The 22889-nt window shown below is 71.8% G+C and carries 20 protein-coding genes and 1 pseudogene; 14 read left to right on the forward strand and 7 right to left on the reverse strand.

Annotation, left to right across the window (positions count from 1 at the left end; translation table 11 throughout):
* Window positions 1–420: 420 nt before the first annotated feature.
* Genes AMYTH_RS0101520 through AMYTH_RS0101530 form a run of 3 tightly spaced genes read right to left on the reverse strand, consistent with a single transcriptional unit; the run spans window position 421 to window position 3382 of the window.
* Window positions 421–1407 carry a PHP domain-containing protein gene (locus AMYTH_RS0101520; RefSeq protein ID WP_027928812.1) on the reverse strand — a complete coding sequence of 329 codons (987 nt, stop codon included), beginning with the start codon at window positions 1405–1407 and terminating at the stop codon, window positions 421–423.
* A 37-nt stretch (window positions 1408–1444) separates the two neighbouring features.
* Window positions 1445–1954 carry a DinB family protein gene (locus AMYTH_RS0101525; protein WP_027928813.1) on the reverse strand — a complete coding sequence of 170 codons (510 nt, stop codon included), beginning with the start codon at window positions 1952–1954 and terminating at the stop codon, window positions 1445–1447.
* Between the two features lie 15 nt (window positions 1955–1969).
* On the reverse strand, window positions 1970–3382 hold the full coding sequence (locus tag AMYTH_RS0101530) for an AAA-type ATPase lid domain-containing protein (protein ID WP_027928814.1): 1413 nt from the start codon (window positions 3380–3382) through the stop codon (window positions 1970–1972).
* A 175-nt stretch (window positions 3383–3557) separates the two neighbouring features.
* Here AMYTH_RS0101530 and AMYTH_RS0101535 point away from each other — a divergent pair, with 175 nt between their 5' ends.
* From AMYTH_RS0101535 to AMYTH_RS0101550, 4 genes are read left to right on the forward strand one after another with little or no spacing between them, the layout of a single operon-like run.
* Window positions 3558–4571, forward strand: a complete 1014-nt coding sequence (locus AMYTH_RS0101535) for an amidohydrolase family protein (RefSeq protein ID WP_027928815.1) — start codon at window positions 3558–3560, stop codon at window positions 4569–4571.
* The gene (locus AMYTH_RS0101540) at window positions 4571–5278 is read left to right on the forward strand and encodes an iron-sulfur cluster assembly protein (protein WP_027928816.1); all 708 of its coding nucleotides are present in this window, start codon (window positions 4571–4573) and stop codon (window positions 5276–5278) included. Before AMYTH_RS0101535 ends, AMYTH_RS0101540 begins: the two co-directional genes overlap by 1 nt.
* Window positions 5275–6300: an NAD(P)-dependent alcohol dehydrogenase gene (locus tag AMYTH_RS0101545; RefSeq protein WP_027928817.1), complete on the forward strand. Its 1026-nt coding sequence runs from the start codon at window positions 5275–5277 to the stop codon at window positions 6298–6300. Before AMYTH_RS0101540 ends, AMYTH_RS0101545 begins: the two co-directional genes overlap by 4 nt.
* A 58-nt stretch (window positions 6301–6358) precedes the next feature.
* Entirely contained in the window at window positions 6359–6778 is a 420-nt protein-coding gene (locus AMYTH_RS0101550; protein ID WP_037323159.1) for a DUF5709 domain-containing protein, read from the forward strand.
* A 114-nt stretch (window positions 6779–6892) separates the two neighbouring features.
* Here the strand turns inward: AMYTH_RS0101550 and AMYTH_RS0101555 are convergent, their stop codons facing one another.
* On the reverse strand, window positions 6893–7513 hold the full coding sequence (locus tag AMYTH_RS0101555; RefSeq protein WP_027928819.1) for a TetR/AcrR family transcriptional regulator: 621 nt from the start codon (window positions 7511–7513) through the stop codon (window positions 6893–6895).
* 179 nt (window positions 7514–7692) lie between these two features.
* On the opposite strand from AMYTH_RS0101555, the gene AMYTH_RS0101560 reads away from it, so the two are divergent.
* Complete coding sequence (locus tag AMYTH_RS0101560) at window positions 7693–8238, forward strand: hypothetical protein (RefSeq protein ID WP_027928820.1); 546 nt, start codon at window positions 7693–7695, stop codon at window positions 8236–8238.
* Between the two features lie 51 nt (window positions 8239–8289).
* Here the strand turns inward: AMYTH_RS0101560 and AMYTH_RS0101565 are convergent, their stop codons facing one another.
* Together AMYTH_RS0101565 and AMYTH_RS0101570 are read right to left on the reverse strand one after the other, a co-directional pair.
* Window positions 8290–10608, reverse strand: a complete 2319-nt coding sequence (locus AMYTH_RS0101565; protein ID WP_027928821.1) for a hydantoinase B/oxoprolinase family protein — start codon at window positions 10606–10608, stop codon at window positions 8290–8292.
* On the reverse strand, window positions 10605–12725 hold the full coding sequence (locus AMYTH_RS0101570) for a hydantoinase/oxoprolinase family protein (RefSeq protein ID WP_027928822.1): 2121 nt from the start codon (window positions 12723–12725) through the stop codon (window positions 10605–10607). Before AMYTH_RS0101570 ends, AMYTH_RS0101565 begins: the two co-directional genes overlap by 4 nt.
* A gap of 206 nt (window positions 12726–12931) precedes the next feature.
* Here AMYTH_RS0101570 and AMYTH_RS0101575 point away from each other — a divergent pair, with 206 nt between their 5' ends.
* The 9 genes and pseudogenes from AMYTH_RS0101575 (at window position 12932) to AMYTH_RS0101615 (ending at window position 21944) form a co-directional block, all read left to right on the forward strand.
* Window positions 12932–14470: an FAD-dependent monooxygenase gene (locus AMYTH_RS0101575; RefSeq protein WP_027928823.1), complete on the forward strand. Its 1539-nt coding sequence runs from the start codon at window positions 12932–12934 to the stop codon at window positions 14468–14470.
* Window positions 14467–16185 carry a (2,3-dihydroxybenzoyl)adenylate synthase gene (locus AMYTH_RS0101580; RefSeq protein WP_027928824.1) on the forward strand — a complete coding sequence of 573 codons (1719 nt, stop codon included), beginning with the start codon at window positions 14467–14469 and terminating at the stop codon, window positions 16183–16185. Before AMYTH_RS0101575 ends, AMYTH_RS0101580 begins: the two co-directional genes overlap by 4 nt.
* The gene (locus tag AMYTH_RS0101585; RefSeq protein WP_027928825.1) at window positions 16182–16934 is read left to right on the forward strand and encodes a maleate cis-trans isomerase family protein; all 753 of its coding nucleotides are present in this window, start codon (window positions 16182–16184) and stop codon (window positions 16932–16934) included. The genes AMYTH_RS0101580 and AMYTH_RS0101585 overlap by 4 nt, the downstream gene beginning before the upstream one ends.
* Window positions 16935–16971: 37 nt before the next feature.
* Complete coding sequence (locus tag AMYTH_RS0101590) at window positions 16972–17748, forward strand: TetR/AcrR family transcriptional regulator (RefSeq protein WP_037323160.1); 777 nt, start codon at window positions 16972–16974, stop codon at window positions 17746–17748.
* A 79-nt stretch (window positions 17749–17827) separates the two neighbouring features.
* Window positions 17828–18267 (forward strand): annotated as a pseudogene (locus AMYTH_RS47535) (IS110 family transposase); the annotation flags it as partial.
* Between the two features lie 155 nt (window positions 18268–18422).
* A complete protein-coding gene (locus AMYTH_RS0101600; protein ID WP_027928827.1) occupies window positions 18423–19064 on the forward strand; it encodes a VOC family protein in 642 nt (213 codons plus the stop codon).
* Complete coding sequence (locus AMYTH_RS0101605; RefSeq protein ID WP_027928828.1) at window positions 19061–19309, forward strand: hypothetical protein; 249 nt, start codon at window positions 19061–19063, stop codon at window positions 19307–19309. Before AMYTH_RS0101600 ends, AMYTH_RS0101605 begins: the two co-directional genes overlap by 4 nt.
* On the forward strand, window positions 19306–20553 hold the full coding sequence (locus AMYTH_RS0101610; RefSeq protein WP_027928829.1) for an alpha/beta fold hydrolase: 1248 nt from the start codon (window positions 19306–19308) through the stop codon (window positions 20551–20553). Before AMYTH_RS0101605 ends, AMYTH_RS0101610 begins: the two co-directional genes overlap by 4 nt.
* A gap of 41 nt (window positions 20554–20594) precedes the next feature.
* Window positions 20595–21944, forward strand: a complete 1350-nt coding sequence (locus tag AMYTH_RS0101615) for an MFS transporter (protein ID WP_027928830.1) — start codon at window positions 20595–20597, stop codon at window positions 21942–21944.
* Window positions 21945–22231: 287 nt separating this feature from the next.
* Here the strand turns inward: AMYTH_RS0101615 and AMYTH_RS0101620 are convergent, their stop codons facing one another.
* Complete coding sequence (locus AMYTH_RS0101620; protein WP_027928831.1) at window positions 22232–22849, reverse strand: TetR/AcrR family transcriptional regulator; 618 nt, start codon at window positions 22847–22849, stop codon at window positions 22232–22234.
* Window positions 22850–22889: the final 40 nt, after the last annotated feature.

A 22889-nucleotide genomic window follows, 5' to 3' on the forward strand; every position in this document is an offset into this window, starting at 1 on the left:
GCGAGGGCGGCGGGAAGGCCCGCGAGGGTGCGAGGGCTGTGAGGGCTGTGAGGGCGTGGGTCGGGCAGGCGCGCGAGGGCGGCGGGCCGCGAGGCCGGTGATGCGGCGGGTTCGCGGCGGTGCCGCGGATGCCGCCGGAGGCGGCGGGCCGCGAGGGTTCGGGTTGCGGTAGGCAGGCCCGCGAGGGCGAGAGCCGCGAAGGCGGCGCGCCGCGACGGCGCCGGGCCGTGAGAGTGCGAGGGCGGTGGCGGTGCGGCGAGGGTGCGGGTCGCGGTAGGCAGGCCCGCGAGGGCGAGAGCCGCGAGGGCGCCGAGCCGCGTGGGCGCGAGCGCTGCGGCGGTGCCGCGGGAGTGCGGGGGCGGGCAGGCCGCAAGTTCCGGCCACGGGCGGGCCTGGCTGTGGTTGGAGGAATCAGGCCCGTCAGCCGCCCAGTTGTGTGGCGCTCAGTGTGTTCAGCACGCGCTCCGGCCCGATGCCCACGGCCTCCGCGCGCACCGTCCCGTTTCCGAGCCAGTCCAGCTGCCCCGGCGCGTGGGCGTCCGTGTCGATGGTGAACACGCAGCCGATCCCGGCGGCCATCGCGAGCAGGTCGTCGGGCGGGTCCATGCGTTCCGGGCGGCAGTTGATCTCCACCGCGGTCCCACTCTCACGACAGGCCTCGAACACCCGCTCGGCGTCGAACTGCGACTGGGGGCGTCCGCGGCCCATCACCATCCGCCCCGTGCAGTGCCCCAAGACGTCGACCAGCGGGTTCCGCACCGCCGCCAGCATCCGCTCGGTCATCGGCTCCGACGGCATCCGCAGCTTCGAGTGCACGCTCGCCACCACCACGTCCAGCCGCTCCAGCAGGTCGTCGCGCTGGTCGAGCGAACCGTCCTCGAGGATGTCGACCTCGATGCCCGTCAGGATCCGGAACGGCGCGAGCTTCTCGTTCAGCTCCGCCACCACGTCGAGCTGCCGCAGCAGCCGCTCGGCCGACAGCCCGTTCGCCACCGTCAGCCGCGGCGAGTGATCCGTCAGCGCGATCCACTCGTGCCCCAGCGCCCGCGCTGCCTCGGCCATCTCCTCGATCGGGCTGCCGCCGTCCGACCAGTCCGAATGGGTGTGGCAGTCGCCCTTCAACTCACCCCGCAGCCCCGACCGGTCCGGCTCCGGGGCCTCCGCGAGCAGTTTCGCCAGGTAGTCCGGCTGCTCGCCGGCGCACGCCTGCTCCACCACCTGCGCGGTCGCCGGACCGATGCCCGGCAGCGCCTTCAGGGTGCCGAGCCGGACCCGCTCGGCCAGCTCGTCCGGCGGCAACCCCGCCACCACGGCCGCCGCGCGCCGGAACGCCCGCACCCGGTAGGTCGGCGCGCCCGCGCGCTCCAGCTCGAACGCGATCTGCCGCAAAGCCTGTGCCGGGTCCACGACACCACACCTACCGCGCCGCGGCGCGGTTCGCACGTCAGGCGCCGGTGACCCCGTCGACGCCCTCGCGCAGGAAGTCGGCGTGCCCGTTGTGCCGGGCGTACTCGTGGATCATGTGCAGCATCACCGCGCGCAGCGACACGTCGGCGCCCCAGCGCGGCGAGTGCACGACGAGGTCGAGCGACTCGGCCGCCGCCTCGATGCGCCGGGCGTGCTCGACCTCGGCCTGCCACGCCGCGAACGCCTCCGACCGCGTGGACTCCCGCGCGTCGTAGGCCACCTGGAAATCGCCCTCGTCCGACCACACCAGCGGCAGCTCCGCCTCCCCGTTGATCGTCCGCCGGAACCACGCGCGCTCCACCTCGGCCATGTGCCGCACCAGCCCGAGCAGCGACAGCGTCGACGGCGGCATGGACTGCTTGCGCAGGTCCGCATCGGACAGTCCGTCGCACCTCCAGGCCAGCGTGGCGCGGTGGTAGTCGAGGTGGGCGCGCAACAGTTCGCGCTCACCGCCGACGGTCGGGATCCCGGGACGTTCGGTGGGCATGACGCGGAAGCGTACCTACCGGCGCGGCACCTTGATCCCGTACTGCGCGATCTTGCGGTACACCGTGGCGCGGCTCATGCCCAGCATCGACGCCACCTGCGCGGCCGTCGTGCCCGGTTTGGTCAGGCAGCGCACGATTTCGTCGCGCTCCACGGCCTCCATCCGCGTCAGGCGGCGGCCGGGGCTGGTGAACACCTCCGGCGGCAGGTGCCGGGTGTCGACGACATCAGCCCGCGACACGGCCTCGCGCACCACCTGCCGCAGCTGGCGGACGTTGCCCGGCCACGGGTAGGCCGTCAGCGCCCGCGAGGCGGCCGGCGTGAAGGTGACCGGGCGGCCGCGGCTCTCCCGCGCGAAGTGCCCGGCCAGCGGGAGGACGTCGTCCGGCCGGTACCGCAGCGCCGGCACCTCGACGACAGTGTCGACCAGGGCCCGCAGCGCGTCCGGCACGCCCGCGTGGTCGGCGGCCGTCAACACGAACCCTCCGCGCGCCGAGGCGAACAGCGCGGCCAGCTCCTCCGCGGCGTAGGCGGGCAGCGCGTCGGCGCCGGAGAGGATCACGCACGTGTCGGCCTTGCCCACCTCCGGCGTCCACAGCGCGAGCCACGACGCCGCGTCCTGCGGCGCGGGCGGCCGGGCGTTGAGGACGCGTTCCCGCGGGCGCACCGACCGGCGGGCCATCGACGCCAGCGCGGCCTTCCCGCTGCCCGGCTCGCCGGTCACGCACACCACACGGCCGTGCTCCATGGCCGTGCGGGCTTCGGCGAGCGCGTCGGACCAGGCGCCGGACAGGTTCGCCGCGACGTCGGGCAGCCGGTCGGAGTAGACGTGGAAGACCTCGCCACGCGGACTGGGCGGCGCGAGGTGGCCGTGCGACCGGGCGAGCATCAGCGCGGCCGTGTTGCCCGCCGCGGCCTGGGCCAGCGCCAGCAGCAGTTCCTTCGACGACCTCGACCATGTGGTGAGGTTGACGCTGCCGATCAACCGGTTCGTGCCCGGCTCCAGCACCGGCGCGGCGGCGCAGGTGTAGCCCCACAGGCCCGTGCAGTAGTGCTCCTCGGCGGACACCAGTGACGGGGCGCGGTCGGCCAGCGCGAGGCCGAGCCCGTTGGTGCCGGCGTCGCGCTCCGCGTAGGAGAAGCCCGGTGCCAGGTGGACCCGGTCCAGCGAACGGAGGATGGTGCTGTCGTCGCACAGCCGGCTCAGCACCAGGCCGTCACTGTCGGTCAGCATCAGGCTGACCGGTTCGTTGGCCAGGGTCGTGTGCAGGCCGGAGAGCACCTCCTGGCCGCACTCGAAGAACAGCGAATCGTGGTCGACGGTGCCGGTGAACGCCGGCCGCACCGTCTCCGGTGACACCCCGTACTGCCTGCTGCGCTGCCAGGACGCGGCCAGCCGGGGCGGCAGGACCGCCCGCTGATCCACCATCGGCGACCTCCCGTCCGCATCGTTGCGTCTTCCGGCGAGGCTACCGCGCCGCGCCGGACAGGCAGGTCGTCCGACTGTCTCATATTGAGACTCCACCGGGGCCCGCCGCGGCGTCCGGCTACCTACCGTCACCGGTGCACGTGCCACGGTCGCCACGTCGGAAGGACCCGGACTGATGTACACCAAGGACGGCGAAAGCTACTTCATCGTCGACGCCCACATCGCGCTGTGGGACGCCCGCCCGGAGAACCAGCGCAACATCCACGGCAAGCAGTTCATCGACTGCTTCTACGACTACCACCGCAACCTCAGCCCGGAGTCCGAGGTGTGGCCCTACGAGGACTACCTCTACCAGGGCGGCGCGCGCCTGATGAAGGACCTGTTCGAAGACGGCTACGTCGACCACGCCATCTTCCAGCCCGCCCACCTCGGCGCCTTCTACGAGCGCGGCTTCGGCCAGACCGAGGAAGCCTTCGCCCTCACCCAGGCCCACCCGGACAAGCTGACCTACAACCACTTCTGGGACCCGCGCTTCGAGCAGGCCGGGCTGGACCAGCTGCGCCGCGACGCGGAACGCTTCGGCCTCAAGGGCGTCAAGCTCTACACCGCCGAATGGCAGGGCGACTCCCGCGGGTACAAACTGGACGATCCGTGGTCCTACAAGTACCTGGAAGCCGCGCAGGAACTGGGGATCCGCAACATCCACGTCCACAAGGGACCGACGATCCGGCCGCTGGACCGGGACGCCTTCGACGTCGCCGACATCGACAAGGTCGCCACCGACTTCCCCGACCTGAACTTCGTCGTCGAGCACTGCGGACTGCCGCGGCTGGAGGACTTCTGCTGGATCGCCACGCAGGAACCCAACGTCCACGCCGGACTCGCGGTCGCGATCCCGTTCATCCACACCCGGCCACGGTACTTCGCGCAGATCATCGGCGAACTGCTGTACTGGCTGGACGAGAACCGCATCCAGTTCTCCAGCGACTACGCGCTCTGGACACCGCGGTGGCTGGTCGAGCGGTTCGTCGACTTCCAGATCCCGGAGGACATGACCGAGTACGCGCCGCTGACCACCGCCCAGAAGAAGAAGATCCTCGGGCTCAACGCCGCCGCGATGTACGACATCCCGGTGCCCGCCGAGCTACAGCTCCCGCGTGAGGAGCCGCAGGCCGTGGCGGTGGCGTGATGGTCACCGAAGCGCAGGCCCGCCGCGCACTGGACACGGTGATCGACCCGGAGCTGGACGAGCCCATCACCGACCTCGGGTTCGTGCGGTCCCTGGAGGTGTCCGGATCCGCCGTGACCGTGCACCTGCGGCTGCCGACGTCGTTCTGCTCGCCGAACTTCGCCTACCTGATGGCCTCCGACGCCAAGGACGCGCTGTCCGCGCTGCCGGGCGCCGGTGAGGTCGCGGTGTTCCTCGACGACCACCACGACTCGGACCTGATCAACCGCGGGCTGGCCGCCGACGCCGGCTACCGCGGCACCTTCGGGCACGAGGCCGAGGAGAGCCTGGCGGAGCTGCGCGCCACGTTCCGCCGCAAGGCGCACACCGCGGCGATGGAACGCGTGCTCACCGCGATGCTGCGGGCCGGCCTGCCCGAGGACGGGCTGCACGACGTCGTCCTCGGCGACCTGCCACCCGGCCCGGCGACGACCGCGCTGCTGCGCCGCCGCGAGGCGCTCGGCCTGAGCACCGAGCCGTCGGCGTTCGCGCTCGTCGACGACGACGGCAACCGCTACCCGCGCGAGGAAGTGCCGCTGCGGCTGCGGTTCGCGCGGTCCATCCGCATCTCGATCGACGGCAACGCCCATTTCTGCCGTGGCCTGCTCCGGACGCGCTACCCGGAGTCGGCGGCGGACCAGTCACCCGTGAAGGAGAAGGTGTCGTGAAGGCAGTACAGGTCGTGGGCTACCACGAGAACCTGCGGATGACCGAGGTGCCGGAACCGGAGGTCACCGGGCCCTGGGACGTGATCGTGAAGATCGGCGGGGCCGGCGTGTGCCGCACCGACATCCACATCCTGGAAGGGCAGTGGGCCGAGAAGTCCGGCGTCACCCTGCCGTACACGATCGGCCACGAGAACGCCGGCTGGGTGCACGCCGTCGGCAGCGCGGTCACCAACGTCGCGGAAGGCGACAAGGTCATCGTGCACCCGCTGATCACGTGCGGGCTGTGCGCGGCCTGTCGCGCCGGGGACGACGTGCACTGCTCGGCCAGTGCGTTCCCGGGCATCGACACGCACGGCGGGTACGCGGAGTACCTGAAGACCTCGGCGCGCAGCGTGGTGCGCATCGACGATTCGCTGGAGCCGGCCGACGTCGCCGCGCTCGCCGACGCCGGGCTCACCGCCTACCACGCGGCGGCCAAGGCGGCGCGGCGGTTGCGGCCGGGGAACCGGTGCGTGGTGATCGGCGCGGGTGGGCTCGGGCACATCGGCATCCAGGTGCTCAAGGCACTGACGGCGGCCGAGCTGATCGTGGTCGACCGCAACCCGGACGCGGTGAAGCTGGCCGTGTCGATCGGCGCCGACCACGGGGTCGTCGCCGAGGGGCGGCAGGTGGAGGAGGTGCTCGACCTGACCGGCGGTTCTGGGGCCGAGGTGGTGCTCGACTTCGTGGGGGAGGGCGGCGCGACGCGCGACGGCGTCGGGATGCTGCGCCGGGCCGGGGACTACCACGTGGTCGGGTACGGCGAGAACATCGACGTGCCGACGATCGACATCATCTCCACGGAGATCAACTTCATCGGCAACCTGGTCGGTTCCTACACCGACCTGTGCGAGCTGATGGTGCTCGCGGCGCAGGGCAAGGTGCGGCTGCACACCACGAAGTACCCGCTGGAGCGGTTCCAGGACGCGATCGACGACCTCGATGCGGGCCGCATCCGGGGCCGCGCGATCCTGACGCCCTGATGCGCGCGCTCCCGTTCGTGCGATGCTGTGCGCAGGCTCGCACGAACGGGAGCGCACCATGGACCGCGACGAGATCGACGACGACGTCTACGAGCAGCTGGACGCATCGGACACATTGGACACCAGGGGCCCCGCCGACCCGCTGGACGAGGGCTACTCGGCGGCGGAACGACCGTGGGCCACGCAGGGCTGGGGCACGACGGCGCGCGAGGAGGCGACGGGGGAGGAGCTGTCCGCGCGTCTGGCGCGCGAGGTGGCCGAGTCCGGCGCCGACGAGGGCGACGGCCTGGGCGACGCGTACGACACGGACGGCGAACTGCTGGACGACGAGGTCGGCGACTCGCGGACCGGCCGGCTGATCGCCCTGGCCGACGGCGAGGCCGAGGTGGACCTCTACGCACGCGACATCGGCATCGACGGAGCCGGCGCGTCGGCCGAAGAGGCCGCGATGCACACGATCCAGATCGACGAGCGCTGAACGACGCCGGGACGCCTGACGGCGCGTCCCGGAGGTCCCGCTTGGCCTTCGGCTTCGCTGACGCCCGCGACGGGCACGTGGGATCCCCGGCCGGCCGGTCCGGGCGGGCAGTTGTCAGACTGACGCCCGCGCCGGGCGGCGGCGTTGGCGGGTCGTCACCGCGGCCTGGTCCACCACCGGGGCGTCGCGGTACTTCAGAATCCCCTCGACCCCGAGCAGGAACGTTTCGCAGACCGCGGCTGGGTCGGTGAGGCAGCCCGCGGCCATGGCGCCGTCGCGGAGCATGACGAAGTGCCTGGCGTGCGGCTCGGGTTCGGTCTCGCCGGCGTCGGCCATCAGTTCGGTGATCGTGTCGAGGAACCACTGCCGGTGGGTCAGGACGGCGCGGTGCACCGGGTGGTCGGGCGCGGGGTACTCGGCGGCGGCGTTGAGGAAGGCGCACCCGCGGAACCCGTCGGAGCGGATGCCCTCGGCGATCGTTTCGGCGACTGCGCGCACGGTGTCGGCGGGGGAGTGCCCGGCCTGGCGCACGGTGTCGATCTGGGCGCGGATCAGGTCGTCCGCCGCGGTGAGGTAGGCGACGACCAGGTCGTCCTTGCTCGGGAAGTGCCGGTACAGCGTCGCGCGGGTCACCTTCGCCTCGGCGACGATCCGGTCGATGCCGACCGAGTGCAGCCCTTCCGCGTAGAAGAGCCGGCTGGCTGTCCCCAGCAGCCGGGATCGTGCTTCCGACACCCTGTCACCTGCTTTCCGCTCACCCCGAGTGTACGGGGAGAACGTTCGGTCTTGGCAAACAGAGGTAGATAGAACGATCGGTCTTGACACGCCGGCTGTACGGGCCTCATCCTTGCCACAGATAGAACGTTCGGTCTCGTCCAGTGCGACCGAACGACCAGGCCTGTGAAGGGATCATCGTGACCACTGTCGGCACACCCGCGGCAAGCGGGATCGCCCGTGCTCTGCGCCGGTTGTACTTCGCCCGGTTCGCGTTCGCCATCGTCTGGGCGATCCTGCTGTTCCTCACCACCAAGTCCGGCCTCTCGCCGGCCGGCGCCGCGCTGGTGGTCGTGTACCCCCTGTTCGACGTGGCCGCGGCGGTCGTCGACGCCCGCTCGTCCCGCGCCACCGGGGCGGCCCGCGGGCTGTATGTGAACATCGGGATCAGCCTGCTCGCCGCCATCGGCGTGGCGATCGGCAGCGCTTCCGGGGTGCCGGCGGTCCTGATCGTGTGGGGCGTGTGGGCCATCGTCGCCGGGCTCGTTCAGCTGGTCGTGGCGCTCGTGCGCCGCCGGATGGGCGGTCAGTGGCCGATGATCCTCAGCGGCGGCATCTCCGTGCTGGCCGGCATCAGCTTCGTCGTCGGAGCCGGCCGCGCCGACCCGTCGCTGTCCACAGTGGCCGGTTACGCGGTGCTCGGCGGCATCTTCTTCCTCGTCTCGGCGCTGCGCCTGGCCCGCTGATCCCGGTGCGCCGGCCGGGTGGACGGTCATCGCCCACCCGGCCTGCCCGCCTCACGCTGCCGGGGTCGCGATCAGCCCGGCGAGCGGCGGCGTGGGGTGATCGGCGGGCACGACCGCCGAGTACAGCGCCGTCCAGCAGGACGGGCAGCAGTACTGCCGGAAGACCACCGGAGCGTCCACGTAGTCCGCGGCGTTCGCGATGATCTGGGGCCCGGCGTCGGTGGCCGGGCCTTCGTAGATCGCGAGGGAGAGGTCGTCGCCCTCGGTGGCGTCACCGAGGATCTCGTGGCAGTGGCGGCACGCCACCGCGGCCTGCGCCCCGTCGGTGACCTCGACGAGGTTGTCGTCGAGGCGTTTCACCGAGGTCGCGTCGGTCTTGCGGCCGCTGGGCACGCGAAGGACCCGGGAGCGTTGCCGTCGCGCCGACCGCTGACGCTCCCTTTCGGCCGCGGTCGCCGCCTCGTCCACGGCGCCGTTCTCGACGACGACGCCGTAGACGGACCGGGCGGCGCCGGCGGTGATCTTCTGTTCCCGGAGGTCGCGGGCGACCGCCTCGGGGTCCCGGTTCAGCGGGTCGCCGTAGCCTCCGCCGCCCTGCCAGGTCATCACGAACACCTCACCCGGCGCCAGGTGGCTGGACGCGTAGTTCTGCGCCGGTTCGAGGTGCTCGCTGACCTCGGACAGCTCGCTGGGCATCCGCCCGGCGGCGAGGAGATCGGTGACGCGGCTGTGCCGGGCCAGCACGTCGAGCCCGGTGTTGCCGGGGTGCCCGCCGGCGAGGCCGCCGTTCTGGGACACCGCCTTGCCGTTGGAGGCGAGGACGAGTCCCATGGGGATGCTGGTTCCATGGGGGGTGATGGCGATCGATGCCCCGACCCCGCCGCGGTGCCGCCCCGGTCCGCCCGAATCCGGGACCTCACGCCGCCACAGGGCCAGCACCGGGTAGAGGAACTCGGTCATCTCGACGTCGGGGATGCGGCCCATCGGGATGCAGAAGAGCCCGCCGGTGTCGATGCCGTCGGCGTGCGGCCGCGCGCCGTACCCGCCGGACATCGGCTCCATGATGATGTTGAGGAACGGTGCCGGTTGCTCGCCGCGCTCGTCGAGTCCGGCGATGACCGCGGTGTCCCAGGTGCCGCAACAGGTCGCCTGGACGTTCTTGCCGAGTTCGAGGTCGCGGTCGAGCATCTGCGCCAGGCATTCGGCGACGAGGTTGCCGGTGAGCCAGGCCGGGCCGATCGGGCCCCGGCCGACGGCGGCCGGGTAGGTCGCGTTGTTGAGCGTGCCTTCCTCGGTGACCAGGTCGAAGCAGCGCATGAGCCCGCCTGCCGACCACGGGATGTCGCCCGCCAGCACGGGGAGGAGGGCGAGCATCACGCCGCCGCGCATCCCGGCGTAGGTGCAGTTCACGACGCCGGACTGCGGGTCGGTGCCGGTGAAGTCGAACGTGAGGTGATCACCGGTCTTGGTGGTGGTCACGGTGATCTTGTGCAGGCCGCGGTCGCCCTCGTGGGACTGGTCCTGGTAACCGGTCGCGGTCCAGCTGCCGTCGGGCAGGGCGGCGAGCTTGCCGCGCAGCCGGGCCTCCGCGTCCGCCATCATCCGCTTCATGACGGCCTTGACCGTGTCGGCCCCGTACTGCTCGATCAGCGCGTGCAACCGTTCCCGGCCGACGTTGTTCGCGCCGACCTTCGCGCGCAGGTCGAGAGCGACGAGCATGGGCACCCGGGAGCGCCGGACCCACAGGTCGGCGACGTCGCGTTGCAACTGGAAGTCGCGCACCACCTTGACCGGCGGGGTGGGCAGGGATTCGGAGAACACGTCCTGCGCGGCGGGGGAGAAGGAGCCGAGCCCGACGCCGCCGAGGTCCGGTTCGTGGCAGATCGCGCTGGTCCAGGCGAACAGCTTGCCGTCGTGGAAAACGGGCTGGTACACCATCACGTCGTTCTGGTGCAGCCCACCGCCGACCCACGGGTCGTTGGTGAGGAACATGTCGCCCTCGGCGATGCCGGGGTTGGTGGCGCGGTTGCGCAGCGTCCAGTAGATGGCCAGGTCGACCGCGCCGACGAGCATCGTGTTGTACAGGCCGACCTGGACTTCCTGGCCGAGTTCGTCGGAGATGGCGAAGTCGAAGTCGTTGGCGTCGGTGACGATCGGCGAGCCGGACATGCGCTTGAGCGCCTCGCCCATCTCGTCGGTGACCGACCAGAGCCGGTGGCGCACCACCTCGTAGGTGAGCGGGTCGAGCGCGTCGATCTGCTCCTGGGTGACGGTGTGGGTGGGCAGGGTGGAGGGCAGCGAGCGCTGCAGCTCGCCGGGGTCGACCGGGCGGCTCGCGAAGACCTCGGAACCGGGGATGGGCATGCTCATGAGGCGCTCCTGGCGGAGGTGCGGCGGATGGTCAGGTTGCCGAGCGAGTCCACCGTGCCGGTGGTGCCGGCCGGCACGACGACCGTGGTCGTCGGGACCTCGACGATGGCGGGCCCGGCGAGCTCGTGGCCGGCACGCAGTTCGCGGTAGTCGTAGACGGGCGTGTCCACGTAGCCGGTGGCGGCGTCGAGGCACACCGGGCGGCGGCCCACTCGCGCCCCGGAGGGATCCGGCGAGGTGGCGGCGGGGATCGCGGGCAGCTCCGGCGAGAACGGCAGCACCCCGATTCCCCGGACCCGGAAGGTGATGGCCTGGATGCCGGCTTCCCGGAACCCGGCGTCCTTGCCGTAGAGCGCGGCGTAGCGCTCCTCGAACGCCGCCGCGGCTTGCTCGATCGCGGCCATGTCCAGCGGTCCGCCCGCGACCGGGGTGGTGACCTCCGCGAGCTGCATGGAGTAGCGCATGTCGATCTCGCGGTGGACCTCGACGGTGTCGAACCGCACCCCCTGGCGGTCCAGCCCTTCGCGGACCTGTTTTTCCAGGTCTCGGAAGTTCTGTTCGGCCCGGTCCGGGTCGAACGGCACGACGGTGGGATCGGACAGCTCGGCGGCCAGGGCGATGTCCGAGGACGCGAGGCCGTAGGCGGAGAACGCGGAGGCGACCGGGCCCAGCGGCACCACCACTTCGTCGACCCCCACTTCGGCGGCGTAGCCGGCGCAGTGCGCGGGGCCGGCGCCGCCGAAGGCGTACAGCACGAACTCGCGCGGGTCGTGACCGGCCTCGACGACGGTTTTGCGCAGCAGGTCGCCGGTCTGGGCGTTCTGCACGGTGTAGATCGCGGCGGCGGCCTCCTCGACCGAGAGCCCGAGCGGTTTGGCGATCTGGGTGTCGATGGCCTGCCTGGCCAGCTCGAGCGAGAGCGGTTTGCGCCCGCCGAGCAGGCCGCGCTCGGGCAGGATGCCCAGCACCAGGTTCGCGTCGGTGTTGGTCGGTTCGGTGCCGCCGTTGCCGTAGCAGGCCGGGCCGGGCACGGCCTGCGCGCTACGCGGCCCGATGCGGAGGTTGCCGCCGGCGTCGAGCCAGGCGATCGCGCCACCACCGGAACCGATCGCGTCCACCCGCAGCGTGGGCACGTTGATCGGGTGGTGGTTGATCACGGTCGTGGTGTCGCGCACCGGTTCGCCGTCGACGACCAGCCCGGCGAGGAAGGTCGTGCCCCCGACGTCGGTGGAGATGATGTTGCGGTGCCCGAGCTGGCGGCCGAGCGCCACCGAGCCGACGACACCGCCGGTCAGGACGGAGCCGACGGTGCTGATCGCGGTGGCCGGGGCCTCCTTGGCCGCGACCGCGCCGCCGTTGCTCTGCATCACCAGGAGCGGGCCGGCGAGGTCGTTCTCGCGGAGGGCGTTCTCCAGCGTGGTGAGGTAATCCCGCAGCCCGGGGCCGATCTGGGTGCTCATGATCGTGGTGGCGTTGCGGGCGAACTCCCGGATGCGGGGGCTGACTTCGCTCGACAACGCGACGAAGACCTCGGGGTCCTGCTCGGCGACCAGTTCCCGCAGCCGCCGTTCGTGGACCGGGTTGCGGAACGACCACAACAGCGACACGGCGATCGCCCGCACACCGTCGGCGAGCAGCGTGCGGATCGCGGCGCGGGCCTCGTCCTCGTCGAGGCCGACCACGACGTTGCCGTCGCGGTCGATCCGTTCGGTCACCTCGAGCGCGAGGCGTTTCGGCAGCAGCGTGTGGTCCTTGGCCTGCCCCAGCACGTTCTGCAGTTCGTGCGGGGACCGGCCGAGGTAGCGGCCCTCGACGTTCATGATGAAGATCGAGTCCCGGTGCCCCTTCGTGGTGAGGAAACCGACCGGTGGCACGTTCCCCATGACCAGTGCGTTCAGCGACGACGTGGTGCCGTGCGCGATGTGGTGGGTGTCGGCGAGCATCTCCTCCAGCGGCTTGCCCAGCTGCTCGGCGAGCAGCTCCAGCACGTCGAGAACACCCCGGGAGTAGTCCGGCGGGGTGGACGGCGACTTGGCCGCGAGGACGATGCCCGCGTCGTCGTCGAGAACGGCGTCCGTGAACGTACCGCCCACGTCCACGCCGATGACATACGCCATGACTCACGCTCCTTTGCGTGGATTGAGACCGCGGGGGCACCGACGAGGTGGGCACGCCCAGGCTCCACGAGTGGTTACGGCAACGTAGACTATTAAACGCATATGTTTGAAGTCAAGCTCGTCCGCGCTTGACTTGTCGTCGTGTACGTCGAATACTCTACGCCGAAGTCAACGAGCGGGAAGTGCCGTCAAACCTGGAGGTCGGGATGCAAGTACGCCGCGCCGCGGTGCTCGGCGGGGGCCCGGGCGGTCTCTACGCCGCGCGTCTGCTCAAGCTGGCCCAGCCCTCGTGCGACGTGGTCGTGCACGAGCAGGGCGAGCCCGACAAGACGTTCGGTTTCGGCGTGGGGCTGGCGGCCGGCACGCAACGCAGGCTCGAGGCGGCCGACGCGGACACTCTGCGCGACATCCTGGCCGCCGGGCACCGGCACGACATGACGATGACCGTGGGGGACCGGAGCGCGCGGGTCCGCAACGACCGCCTGATCGGTGTCGCCCGCACCGAACTGCTCGCCGTGCTCCGGCGGCACGCCGAGAAGGCGGGCGTGCGCATGGAATACGGCGCCCGGCGCGCGGCCGACGAGCTCGACGCGGACATCGTCATCGCCGCCGACGGGGTCAGCAGCGCCACCCGGAGCACCGGCGGCTTCGGCGAGGACATCGAGGTCGGCCGCGGGCTCTACCTGTGGTGCGGCGCGGAGTTCGCGCTGCCGGACGCGATGTTCGCCCCGGTGGACACGGAACACGGGGTGTTCGTCACCCACGCCTATCCCTACTCCGGCGGCCGCAGCACGTTCCTGATCGAAACCGACGAGGAGACGTGGCGCCGCGCCGGGTTCGACCGTTCCACGGACGCCACACCGCCCGACGCGTCGGACACCACCTCGCTGCGCTACCTGGAGCAGGTGTTCGCCGCGCAGCTGCGCGGGCACCCGCTGATCGGCAACCGGACCCGCTGGACGCGGTTCCGCACCGTGCGGTGCAAGCGCTGGTCGTCCGGGCGGGTCGTGTTGCTCGGCGACGCCGCGCACACCGCGCACTTCTCCATCGGCTCGGGCACCAAGCTCGCGATGGAGGACGCGATCGGACTCGTCGAAGCGCTGGCCGGAGAACCCGATGCGGCGGCGGCGTTCGCGCGTTACGAGGCCTCCCGCCGCCCGGACGTGGAGCGGATGCAGGAGCTGGCGCGACGGAGCCAGTTGTGGTGGGAGTCGTTCCCGTCGCGGCTGCACATCCCGGTCGAGCGGCTGATGGTCGCCTACATGACCAGGGCGGGCAACGTCCCCCTCGACCGCTTCGCCGCCACCAGCCCGGACGTCGTCGCCGCCGCGGCCGAGCAGTACGCGAACTCGACACCCCCGGCCCAGGGCCTGGTCGACTGGGTGCTGGAACAACCCCTGCGGCACGAGCAGGCCGAGTTCCCGCGACGCGTTCTCCCGGCCGTTCCAGCCGGCCTGGCGCTCACGACGTTCGCCGACGTCGTCGCCGATCCCTGGGGCGACGCCGGAGATGCCGTCGTCGCGCGGGCGCGTCAAGCTCGACGGGACGGGGCCGACGGTTTCCGGTTCACCGGCCCCGCTGACCGGCCGGCCGTGCTGACCCGGCTCGACCTGGCCGAACGGGTCCGCACGGAGGCGGGTGGGCTGGTGGTCGTGGACGGCCCGCCGAGCTTGCGCGGCGATCTCGCGGCCGGTCTGGTCAGCGGCCGGTGCGATCTGGTCTCGTTCACCGAGGAGGCGGCATGAGGACAAGCCGGTGGGGCGAGCGGCTCGTCACCTACCCCGGTGACGTGGTGCGCCGGTACCGGGAGGCGGGCCTGTGGGGCACCGCCACGATCGCGGACGAACTGCATGCGGTCGCGCTGGCCCATCCGGAGCGCGACGCGGTCGTCGCGCTCGACGGGCGGGTCACCTTCCGGGAACTGGACGAGCGCACCGACCTCCTCGCGGCGGGCCTGGCCGGGCTGGGGCTGACGCCCGGTGATCCGGTGCTGTTCCAGGTCTCGAACCGGCTCGGGGCGATCCTCGCCTGGTACGGGGTGCTCAAGGCCGGGCTGGTGCCGGTGTGCACCCTGGCCGCGCACCGCGGCCACGAGATCGGCGAGATCAGCAGGCGGGTCGGCGCCGTCGCCCACCTGGTGGAGGCGGACAACCGCGGGTTCGACCTGGTCGGCTTCGCCGTCGAGCAGCAGCGGGACCACCCCACGCTGCGTCACGTGCTGGTGCTGGGCGGTTCCGCCGGCGTCGCGGGCGTCGCGGTCGAGTCGCTCGGCGCCGGCGTCGATCCCCGGGCCGCCCGCGCGACGGTCGAGGACATCCAGCGGGGCATCGATCCCGACGACGTCGCGGTCTTCCAGCTCTCCGGCGGCACCACCGGGGTGCCGAAGGTGATCCCGCGGCTGCACGCCGAATACTGGTACAACGCCCTGGCCTACGCGCGTTCCTGGGGCTGGGGCCCGGACACCCGGGTGGCCCACCTGATCCCCGTCATCCACAACGCGGGCATCGTGTGCGCGGTCCACGGCCCGCACAGCGTCGGCGCGTGCCTGGTCCTCGGCACCGCGGACCCGGAGGTCTCGTTCCCGCTGATGGCCGAGGAGCGGGTCACGCACGTCCTGCTCGGGCACGGGCACTTCAAGGCGGCCGGCCTGCCCGGGTTCGCGGCGGCGACGAAATCGGTGACCCAGGTGGTGTTGTCGGGCACGAAGGTGCCGCCCGCGCTCTTCGACGGACTGGAACGCCGCGGCCTGTGGTCGGGGCAGCTGTTCGGCATGGGCGAAGGGCTGTTCATCACCACGCGCCCGGGCGCTCCGCGCGAAGCCCGCGCGGAAACCGTCGGCACCCCACTGTCCCCAATGGACGAAGTCCGGATCCTGGAACCCGGCACCGAAACCGAAGTCCCGGACGGGGAGATCGGCGAACTCTGCTGCCGCGGCCCCTACACCCTCCGCGGCTACTTCGACGCCCCTCAGCACAACGCGACGGCGTTCACCTCCGACGGCTTCTACCGCACCGGGGACCTCGCGGCGGTCCGCAAGATCGACGGGGAGCGGTACTTCACGATCGAAGGCCGGATCAAGGATCTGATCAACCGGGGCGGCGAGAAGATCAACGCCGAGGAGGTGGAGTCGTTGCTGCTCCGCCATCCCCGGATCACCGCCGCGGCCGTGGTCGCCATGCCGGACCCGCGCCTGGGCGAGCGCACGTGCGCCTACCTCGTCGTGCCCGGCGAGCCGCTCACCCTGCGCGACGTGCAGGACCACTTCGCCGCCCTGCAGGTGGCGAAGTTCAAGTGGCCCGAACGCATCGAGCTGATCGCCGAAATCCCGCGCACCCTGGTCGGGAAGATGGACAAGAAACGCCTGCACGCCGACATCGCCCGCAAGGTCGCCGCCGAACGCGCCGGGACCGGGCGGCCGCGCAGCACGGCTCCCGCAACCACCTCAGGAGGAAATCCGTGACCACCCACCGCATCGGGCTCGTCGTGCCCAGCTCCAACGTCACCGTGGAAACGGAGGTGCCCGCCCTGCTCGGGCGTCACCCCAGTGCGCGGTTCTCCTTCCACTCCAGCCGGATGCGGATGCACAAGGTGTCCCCGGAGGAGCTGCGGGCGATGAACGCGCAACGCGAACGGTGCATCGGCGAACTGTCCGACGCGGGCGTGGACGCGGTGCTCTACGCCTGCCTCGTCGCGCTCATGGCGCAAGGTCCTGGCGAGCACCGGCGCACCGAAGCCGCGGTGACCGAACAGCTCGCGCAAGCCGGGCAGCGGCTCGCGGTGCTGTCCAGCGCCGGCGCGCTCGTCGAGGCACTCGCCGCCCTCGGCGCCCGCCGCATCGCCCTGGTCACCCCGTACCTGCGCCCGCTGGCCGAACAGGTCGTGTCCTACCTGGAGTCCGAGGGCCTCGAGGTGCTCGACTGGGCCGCGCTCGAAGTGGGGGACAACGCCGAGGTCGGCTGCATCCCGGGCGACCGGGTGATGGCGGCCGCGCGCGGCCTGGACCTGTCCGGCGCCGACGCGCTCGTCATCTCCGCCTGCGTGCAGATGCCGTCACTGGACCTGATCGGCCCCGCCGAGGCGGAGTTCGGGATCCCCGTCCTCTCCGCGGCCACGGCCGGCGCGTTCACCCTGTTGCGCCACCTCGGTTTGCCGAGCGTGCTGCCCGGCGCGGGCCGCCTCTTGGCGGCGGAGCGGGCGGCGGCGCGATGAACCCGGCGCCCGGACCGGCTCCCCTACAATGGCCGCCATGACCAGTGGTTCGCGGCGAACGCCCGCACGGCGGAAGGCCGAGTCGTCCTCGCGGGCCCGGCGCGACGGCGCGGCGGACAGCGACAAGCCGGCCCGCGCCAGCACCGCCCGCCGCGAGCTCGTCGAGAACGAGATGTACGAGCAGGCCACCCGGCTGTTCGCTGAGCGCGGGTTCGCCGGAACGAGCCTGCAGGACATCGCGGACGCGATCGGCATCACCCGCCCGGCGCTCTACTACTACGTCAAGAGCAAGGACGAACTGCTCGCCAAGCTGGTCACGGAAGTCACCGACGGGCCGCTGAACGAGCTCAAGGAACTGGTCGCGCACACCGACCTCGACCCGGTCGGCCAGCTGCGCGCGCTGGTCGAGATCATCGTGCGGCGCCGTGCGACGCAACCGGCGCGGTTCCGGCTGCTCATCCGCTCCGAAGCCGAGCTCCCGGACGAACTGACTGCGGCCTACGACGACAGCCGTCGCGCCGTGCTGAAGACGATCGCCGAGGTCGTCGAGGACGGGATCCGGGCCGGGCAGTTCCGGCCGGTCGACGCCCGTGTCGCCGCGCTCGGTGTGCTGGGCATGTGCAACTGGGTGGCCTGGTGGTTCCACCCCGGCGGCCGCGACGACGTGGAGACCGTGACCGACCAGCTCGCCGAGATGGCGATCGCCGCGCTGCGGCGCCCCGACCACCACACCCTCGACGGCGAGGGGCCCGAGGCCGCGCTGAAGATGCTCCGCCAGGACCTCGACCACCTGGAACGCCTGCTCAAGGACTGACTCCCGCCCACGGCTTCGACGCCGTGGCGGAGTCGCTCCGCCCGGTGCCGTTGGCCGGCCGGACGAGCGTCCGGGGTGGATGACCAGCGGTCATGGCGTGTTCCTCGGGTTGGATGTTCGGCAAGGGCTGCCATCACGCCGTCGGCCTGGATCCGACTGGAAAGCGGCTGCGTGACGGGCCGCTTCCCAACAGCGAACCCAAACTGCGGGCGCTGTTCGACAAGCGCGTCGCCCATGGGCTGCTGCTGGTCGTGGTCGATCAACCGGGATTGGTGCACTGCCGGTCGCGGTCGCCCGCGCCTGCGGGCACCAGGTGGCCTACCTGCCCGGCCTGGGGATGCGGCGCATCGCCGATCTCTACCCGGGTACCGCCAAGACCGCAGCCTGCCCCACACCCTGCGCCAGGTCGACGCCGGTGACGAGGCCCTGGCCGAGCCGGAGGTGCTGGTCGGGTTCGACGACGAGCTGGCCGGTGAAGCCACCCGGCTGAGCAACCGCATCCGCGGCCTGCTCACACGAACCCCGCAACCCAAGCCCACGCCCGCTGCGGCATGACAACCACATAAGGACACCCACCGCGGCTTCTTCGCTTAAGTCAAACTGTTGACTCATTCGTCAACGGAGGCGTAACGTCGGTGCGGCAAGGCGCATTCCCATCAGGCAGGAGGCCGGTTATGACGGAGTTGGACCACCGCGTGCAGGGGGTCGACCACGTCGCGTTCCCGACGTTCGACCCGGCCGCGACGGTGCGGTTCTACCGGGACGTCCTGGGCTTCCCGGTCGTGCATTCCATCTGCGCGGCGGGCTGGGGCCCCGAGGACCACCCGGACTTCATCCACTTCTTCTTCGACATCGGCAACGACGACCGGATCGCGTTCTTCTACTACTTCGGCGCCGGCCGCGAGATCGGCGGCGAGCCGGGCGCGAAGGGTGACGTCTACGCCCGGTTCGGCGCCGACGTGCCGGAGTTCTTCGTCCGGTCCCGCCACCTGGCGATCCACGTCGAGGACGAGGATGACCTGCTGGAGTACCGGCGGCGCCTCGACGCCAGCGACTGGCCGGTGGAGATGCAGATCCAGCACGAAACGATCGAGTCGATCTACACCCACGACCCGAACGGCTACATGTTCGAGATCACCCGCGCGATGCGGCCGGTGACGCCGCAGGAGGACCTGGACGCGAACCTCACCATCGACGCGTTGATCGACGTGGTGAGCGAGCCCGAGCCGACCTTCGGCAAGCTGCTGGCGCGCAAGGCGGAACTCATCGTCGAGCGGGCCGCGGACTGGGAACTCGCGCAGGAGAGCGGCCGATGACGACGCTCTACATCCTCGACGTCCCGGAGAACACGCCGGTCGCGAAGGTCGCCGCGGAGGACCCGGCGGTGACCGTCGGCCGGATCGGGCCCTACTTCGAGATCAGCGCGGCGGGCGCGATCGTGATCGACCGCCGGGCCACCGGCTGCCGCCACGCGGTCTGGTACTCCGCCGTCGGCGGGGTCGCCCGCGACAGCCGCATCACCCAGCACGACAAGGACGCGCTGCGGGTGGAGCCGGCGTGACGGAAAGCGCTTTCCGGCTCGGCGCCGGCCGGTACCTGGCCGCGGGGGAGCGGCCGGCCTCGGCCGTCACCACCGTGCACGAGCTGACCACCGCCGACGGCGCCACCGTGCGCGGCGTGCTGACCACCGTGCCCGGCGCGCGCACCGTGGTGTGCCTCATGCACCCACGCCAGGACGTCACCCACCACCCGCTCGTCCCGTTGCTGCTGCAAGCCGGGGCCGCGGTGTGGACCCAGCACACCCGCTCGGTCAACAACGACCTGACCCTGGTGCACGAGCAGGCGCTGCTGGACGTCGCCGCGGGTCTGGTCTTCCTGCGGGAGCGGGACTTCGACTCGATCGTCCTACTGGGACACTCCGGCGGCGGCACGCTCTACACCTTCTACCTCGAGCAGGCCGCGCTCGCACCGGGCGCGCGCATCGCCACCACCCCCGGCGGTCGCCCCACCCGGCTCGCCGACGCGACCATGCCGCTCGCCGACGGCGCCGTCTTCCTCGCCCCGCACCCCGGGCAGGGCAGGCTCCTGCTGGCCTGCATCGACCCGTCGGTCGCCGACGAGTCCGACCCGCTGTCCGTCGTGCCCGAACTCGACCCCTTCGACCCCGCCAACGGATTCGCCGAGCCACCGGCCAGTTCCGCCTACGAGGCGGAGTTCCTGCAGCGGTACCGGGCGGCCCAGCGCGACCGCGTCGCACGCATCGACGCGGTCGCCCGCCACCACCTCGCCCGCGCGGCCGAGGCGCGCGCCGCGTTCAAGGCCGGTGGCCGCGCCGTGGACCGCCGCCGCTCGCTGGCGCCCCGGATCATCACCGTCTACCGAACCGACGCCGACCCGCGCACCGTCGACCTGTCGCTCGATCCCAGCGAACGCCCGTACGGCTCGCTGTTCGGCAAGCGTCCCGATCTCATCAACTACGGCCAGGCCGGGTTCGGCAGGCTCACGACCCCGGAAGCGTGGCTGTCGACGTGGTCCGGGATCAGCTCCAACGCCGACTTCGTCCGTTGCGCGCCCGGGGTGACCGCCCCGACGCTGTTCATCGAGCTCACCGGCGACCAAGCCGCGTTCCCGGCCGATTCGCGCCGGATGATCGGAGCGCTCGGCGCGGCGGACCTCAGCACCGCTGTGGTGCGTGGCCTGCACTTCGGCGGCCCCATCGCCGAGGGTGAACCCACGGGCAACGAGCTGGCCGCCGCGGAAATCGCGGGCTGGCTGGGCGAGCGGTTCGAACTCGCCCGGCCCTGACTGCACACTCCTCTTTGGACTGACCGAAAGGTGGCGTCGCCATGTCCTCGCCCGTGTCCCCGTCACCTGCGGAACCCGCCCGGACACCGCGCAGCGTGCTGCTGCTCTGCCTCGCGTGCATGACCCTCGAAGGCTATGACGTCGTGGCCTACGGCGCGGCTCTCCCGTTCCTGCTCGCCGACCGCTCGTGGCAGATCACCGTGGCGCAGGCCGGTGTGCTCGGCACCCTCACCCCGGTCGGCATGCTCGCCGGCGCCGTCGCCGCGGGTCTGCTGACCGACATCGTCGGCCGCCGCAGGCTCATCCTCGCCAGCGTGACCGTGTTCTCCGCGGCGATGCTGGTGTGCGCCCTCGCTCCCGGTGTCCCCGTGTTCGCGCTCGGCAGGATCCTGGTGGGACTGGGCGTCGGCGGTGTGCTGCCGTCCATCGCCGCCCTGGTCTACGAATTCTCGCCGTCCCGGCGTCGCAACCTCGACACCGCACTGGCTTTCGCCGGCGTCGGCACCGGGGGCGCACTGGCCGCGGTCGTCGCCGCCGTCGTGGTTCCCGCGGCCGGGTTCCGCGCCGAGTTCCTGATCGGCGGGCTGGGCGCGCTCGTCGTTCTCCCCCTGGCCGTGCGCTACCTGCCCGAGTCGCTGGTCTACCTGCGCGCCACGGGACGCGGCCACGAGCTTCGCCGCTGGGCCGCGCGCCTGCGCCTCGATCCAGGGCCCGCCGGGCCGGTCGAGGCTGCCGCCGCCGGAGCGGGGACCGGGCGGCTCGCGGTGCTCTTCTCGCGCCGGTACGCGGTGACCACCGTGCTGTTCTGCCTCACCACGTTCGCGTCGCTGCTGGTGTTGTTCGGGCTGTACACCTGGCTCCCGCAGCTGATGCGGTCCGCGGGCCACGAGCTGGGGTCCGCTCTGACGTTCCTCGTCGTACTCAACGTCGGCACCGCGGCCGGACCGTTGCTCGTGGGGCGTCTCGCCGACCGCGGCGGCTCCCAGCGCGCCACCGCGGGTTCGTTCCTGCTCGCGGTCGTCGGCATCTCCGTGCTCAGCCAGCCGATGCCGATCGTGTTCCGCTACGTCGCGGTCGTGCTGGCCGGGGTCGGCACGGTGGGCACCCAGATCCTGATCAACGTGCTGATCGCCGGCCGGTACCCGGTCCACGTGCGCGCGACCGCGATCGGCGTCGCGCTGTCGGTGGGCCGGTTCGGGGGAATCCTCGGCCCGCTCTACGGCGGGATGCTGCTCTCCGCTCAGCTGCCCACCGCCTCGCTGTTCTACGCCTTCGCCGCCCCGGCGCTTCTCGGAGCGGTGCTTGTGACGCTCGTGCCCCGGGCCCGGCGCGCCGACCCGCGGGCTGCGAGCGAGAGTGCGGAACCGGCCGGCCCCGTGTCCACCCCGTGACCGGTTGCGTGTCCGACGAAGATCGAGGCTGGTACTCGGGACGCTGCCGGTGGTCTCGCGGTCGGCGGCATGTGGCACACCGTGCTGCAGGGCCTGCCCGCCACCGCGGACGCTGTCGGGCGGATCGGCCGGGCGACCTCGGTCGATCCCACGATCGCGCGGACGCATCCGCACTCCACCAACATCACCCGCTCCACAAGGGCTGGGTCGAGTGACACACGCGGTCGGGCCCGCACCCGGCTCCTGAACCCACCCGGCTCCGGCCGCCCCTACGCAGCGCGGCGCCGTCAGGCGAACAGGCGCGGCAGCAGGTCGCGCGCCCCCGCGCGGAGGTCGTCCAGCGCGGTCTCCGAACCGGCCAGGTGACGCAGCAGCGCCTGCTGGAACAGCCCGTCGAACAGGGCGTAGGCCTGCGAGGGGGAGCAGGCCGGCTCCATGCCGCCCAGGTCGGCGTAGGCGCAGACGACCCGCCAGATCATGTTCTGCAGGCTGCCGTCGATCTCCGCGACGTCGTCCCGGAACGCCTCCTCGAACATCGACTGCGTGCGCAGGTCGTACCAGAGCCGGTGCATCAGCGGCGCCTCGGCGAGCGTGGCCGCCAGCCCGTCCCCGCAGGCGGCGGCGAGGCCGTCGAGGGTGGATGCCTCGGCCAGGAGGTTCTCGTAGCGCTGCACGCACGCCGTCTTGTAGCGGCGCACGCAGTAGGTGATCAGCTCGATCTTGTCCGCGAAGTAGTAGTGCAGCAGCCCGTGCGAGAACTCGGTGTTGTCGGCGATCGTGCGCAGGCTCGTCCGGGCGTACCCGAAGTCGGCCAGTGTCGCCAGCGCCGCGTCCGCGAGTTCCCGCCTGCGGTCCTCGAACTTGTCGGCACGGGGTCGCCGCCGCGCGGCTGCTGAGCTGGTCACGCCCAAGACGATACCCATCGAGCGTTTTCTTAACCAAGCG

It is taken from the genome of Amycolatopsis thermoflava N1165 (assembly GCF_000473265.1).
Taxonomy (GTDB): Bacteria; Actinomycetota; Actinomycetes; order Mycobacteriales; family Pseudonocardiaceae; genus Amycolatopsis_E; species Amycolatopsis_E thermoflava.

Bases quoted from the DNA above. Each gene is read 5' to 3' on its own strand.
- AMYTH_RS0101605 (WP_027928828.1), top strand. From the start codon at position 19,061: ATGACGACGCTCTACATCCTCGACGTCCCGGAGAACACGCCGGTCGCG.
- AMYTH_RS0101570 (WP_027928822.1), bottom strand. From the start codon at position 12,725: ATGGCGTATGTCATCGGCGTGGACGTGGGCGGTACGTTCACGGACGCC.
- AMYTH_RS0101615 (WP_027928830.1), top strand. From the start codon at position 20,595: ATGTCCTCGCCCGTGTCCCCGTCACCTGCGGAACCCGCCCGGACACCG.
- AMYTH_RS0101565 (WP_027928821.1), bottom strand. From the start codon at position 10,608: ATGAGCATGCCCATCCCCGGTTCCGAGGTCTTCGCGAGCCGCCCGGTC.
- AMYTH_RS0101530 (WP_027928814.1), bottom strand. From the start codon at position 3,382: ATGGTGGATCAGCGGGCGGTCCTGCCGCCCCGGCTGGCCGCGTCCTGG.
- AMYTH_RS0101590 (WP_037323160.1), top strand. From the start codon at position 16,972: ATGACCAGTGGTTCGCGGCGAACGCCCGCACGGCGGAAGGCCGAGTCG.
- AMYTH_RS0101535 (WP_027928815.1), top strand. From the start codon at position 3,558: ATGTACACCAAGGACGGCGAAAGCTACTTCATCGTCGACGCCCACATC.
- AMYTH_RS0101600 (WP_027928827.1), top strand. From the start codon at position 18,423: ATGACGGAGTTGGACCACCGCGTGCAGGGGGTCGACCACGTCGCGTTC.
- AMYTH_RS0101550 (WP_037323159.1), top strand. From the start codon at position 6,359: ATGGACCGCGACGAGATCGACGACGACGTCTACGAGCAGCTGGACGCA.
- AMYTH_RS0101575 (WP_027928823.1), top strand. From the start codon at position 12,932: ATGCAAGTACGCCGCGCCGCGGTGCTCGGCGGGGGCCCGGGCGGTCTC.
- AMYTH_RS0101540 (WP_027928816.1), top strand. From the start codon at position 4,571: ATGGTCACCGAAGCGCAGGCCCGCCGCGCACTGGACACGGTGATCGAC.
- AMYTH_RS0101525 (WP_027928813.1), bottom strand. From the start codon at position 1,954: ATGCCCACCGAACGTCCCGGGATCCCGACCGTCGGCGGTGAGCGCGAA.
- AMYTH_RS0101580 (WP_027928824.1), top strand. From the start codon at position 14,467: ATGAGGACAAGCCGGTGGGGCGAGCGGCTCGTCACCTACCCCGGTGAC.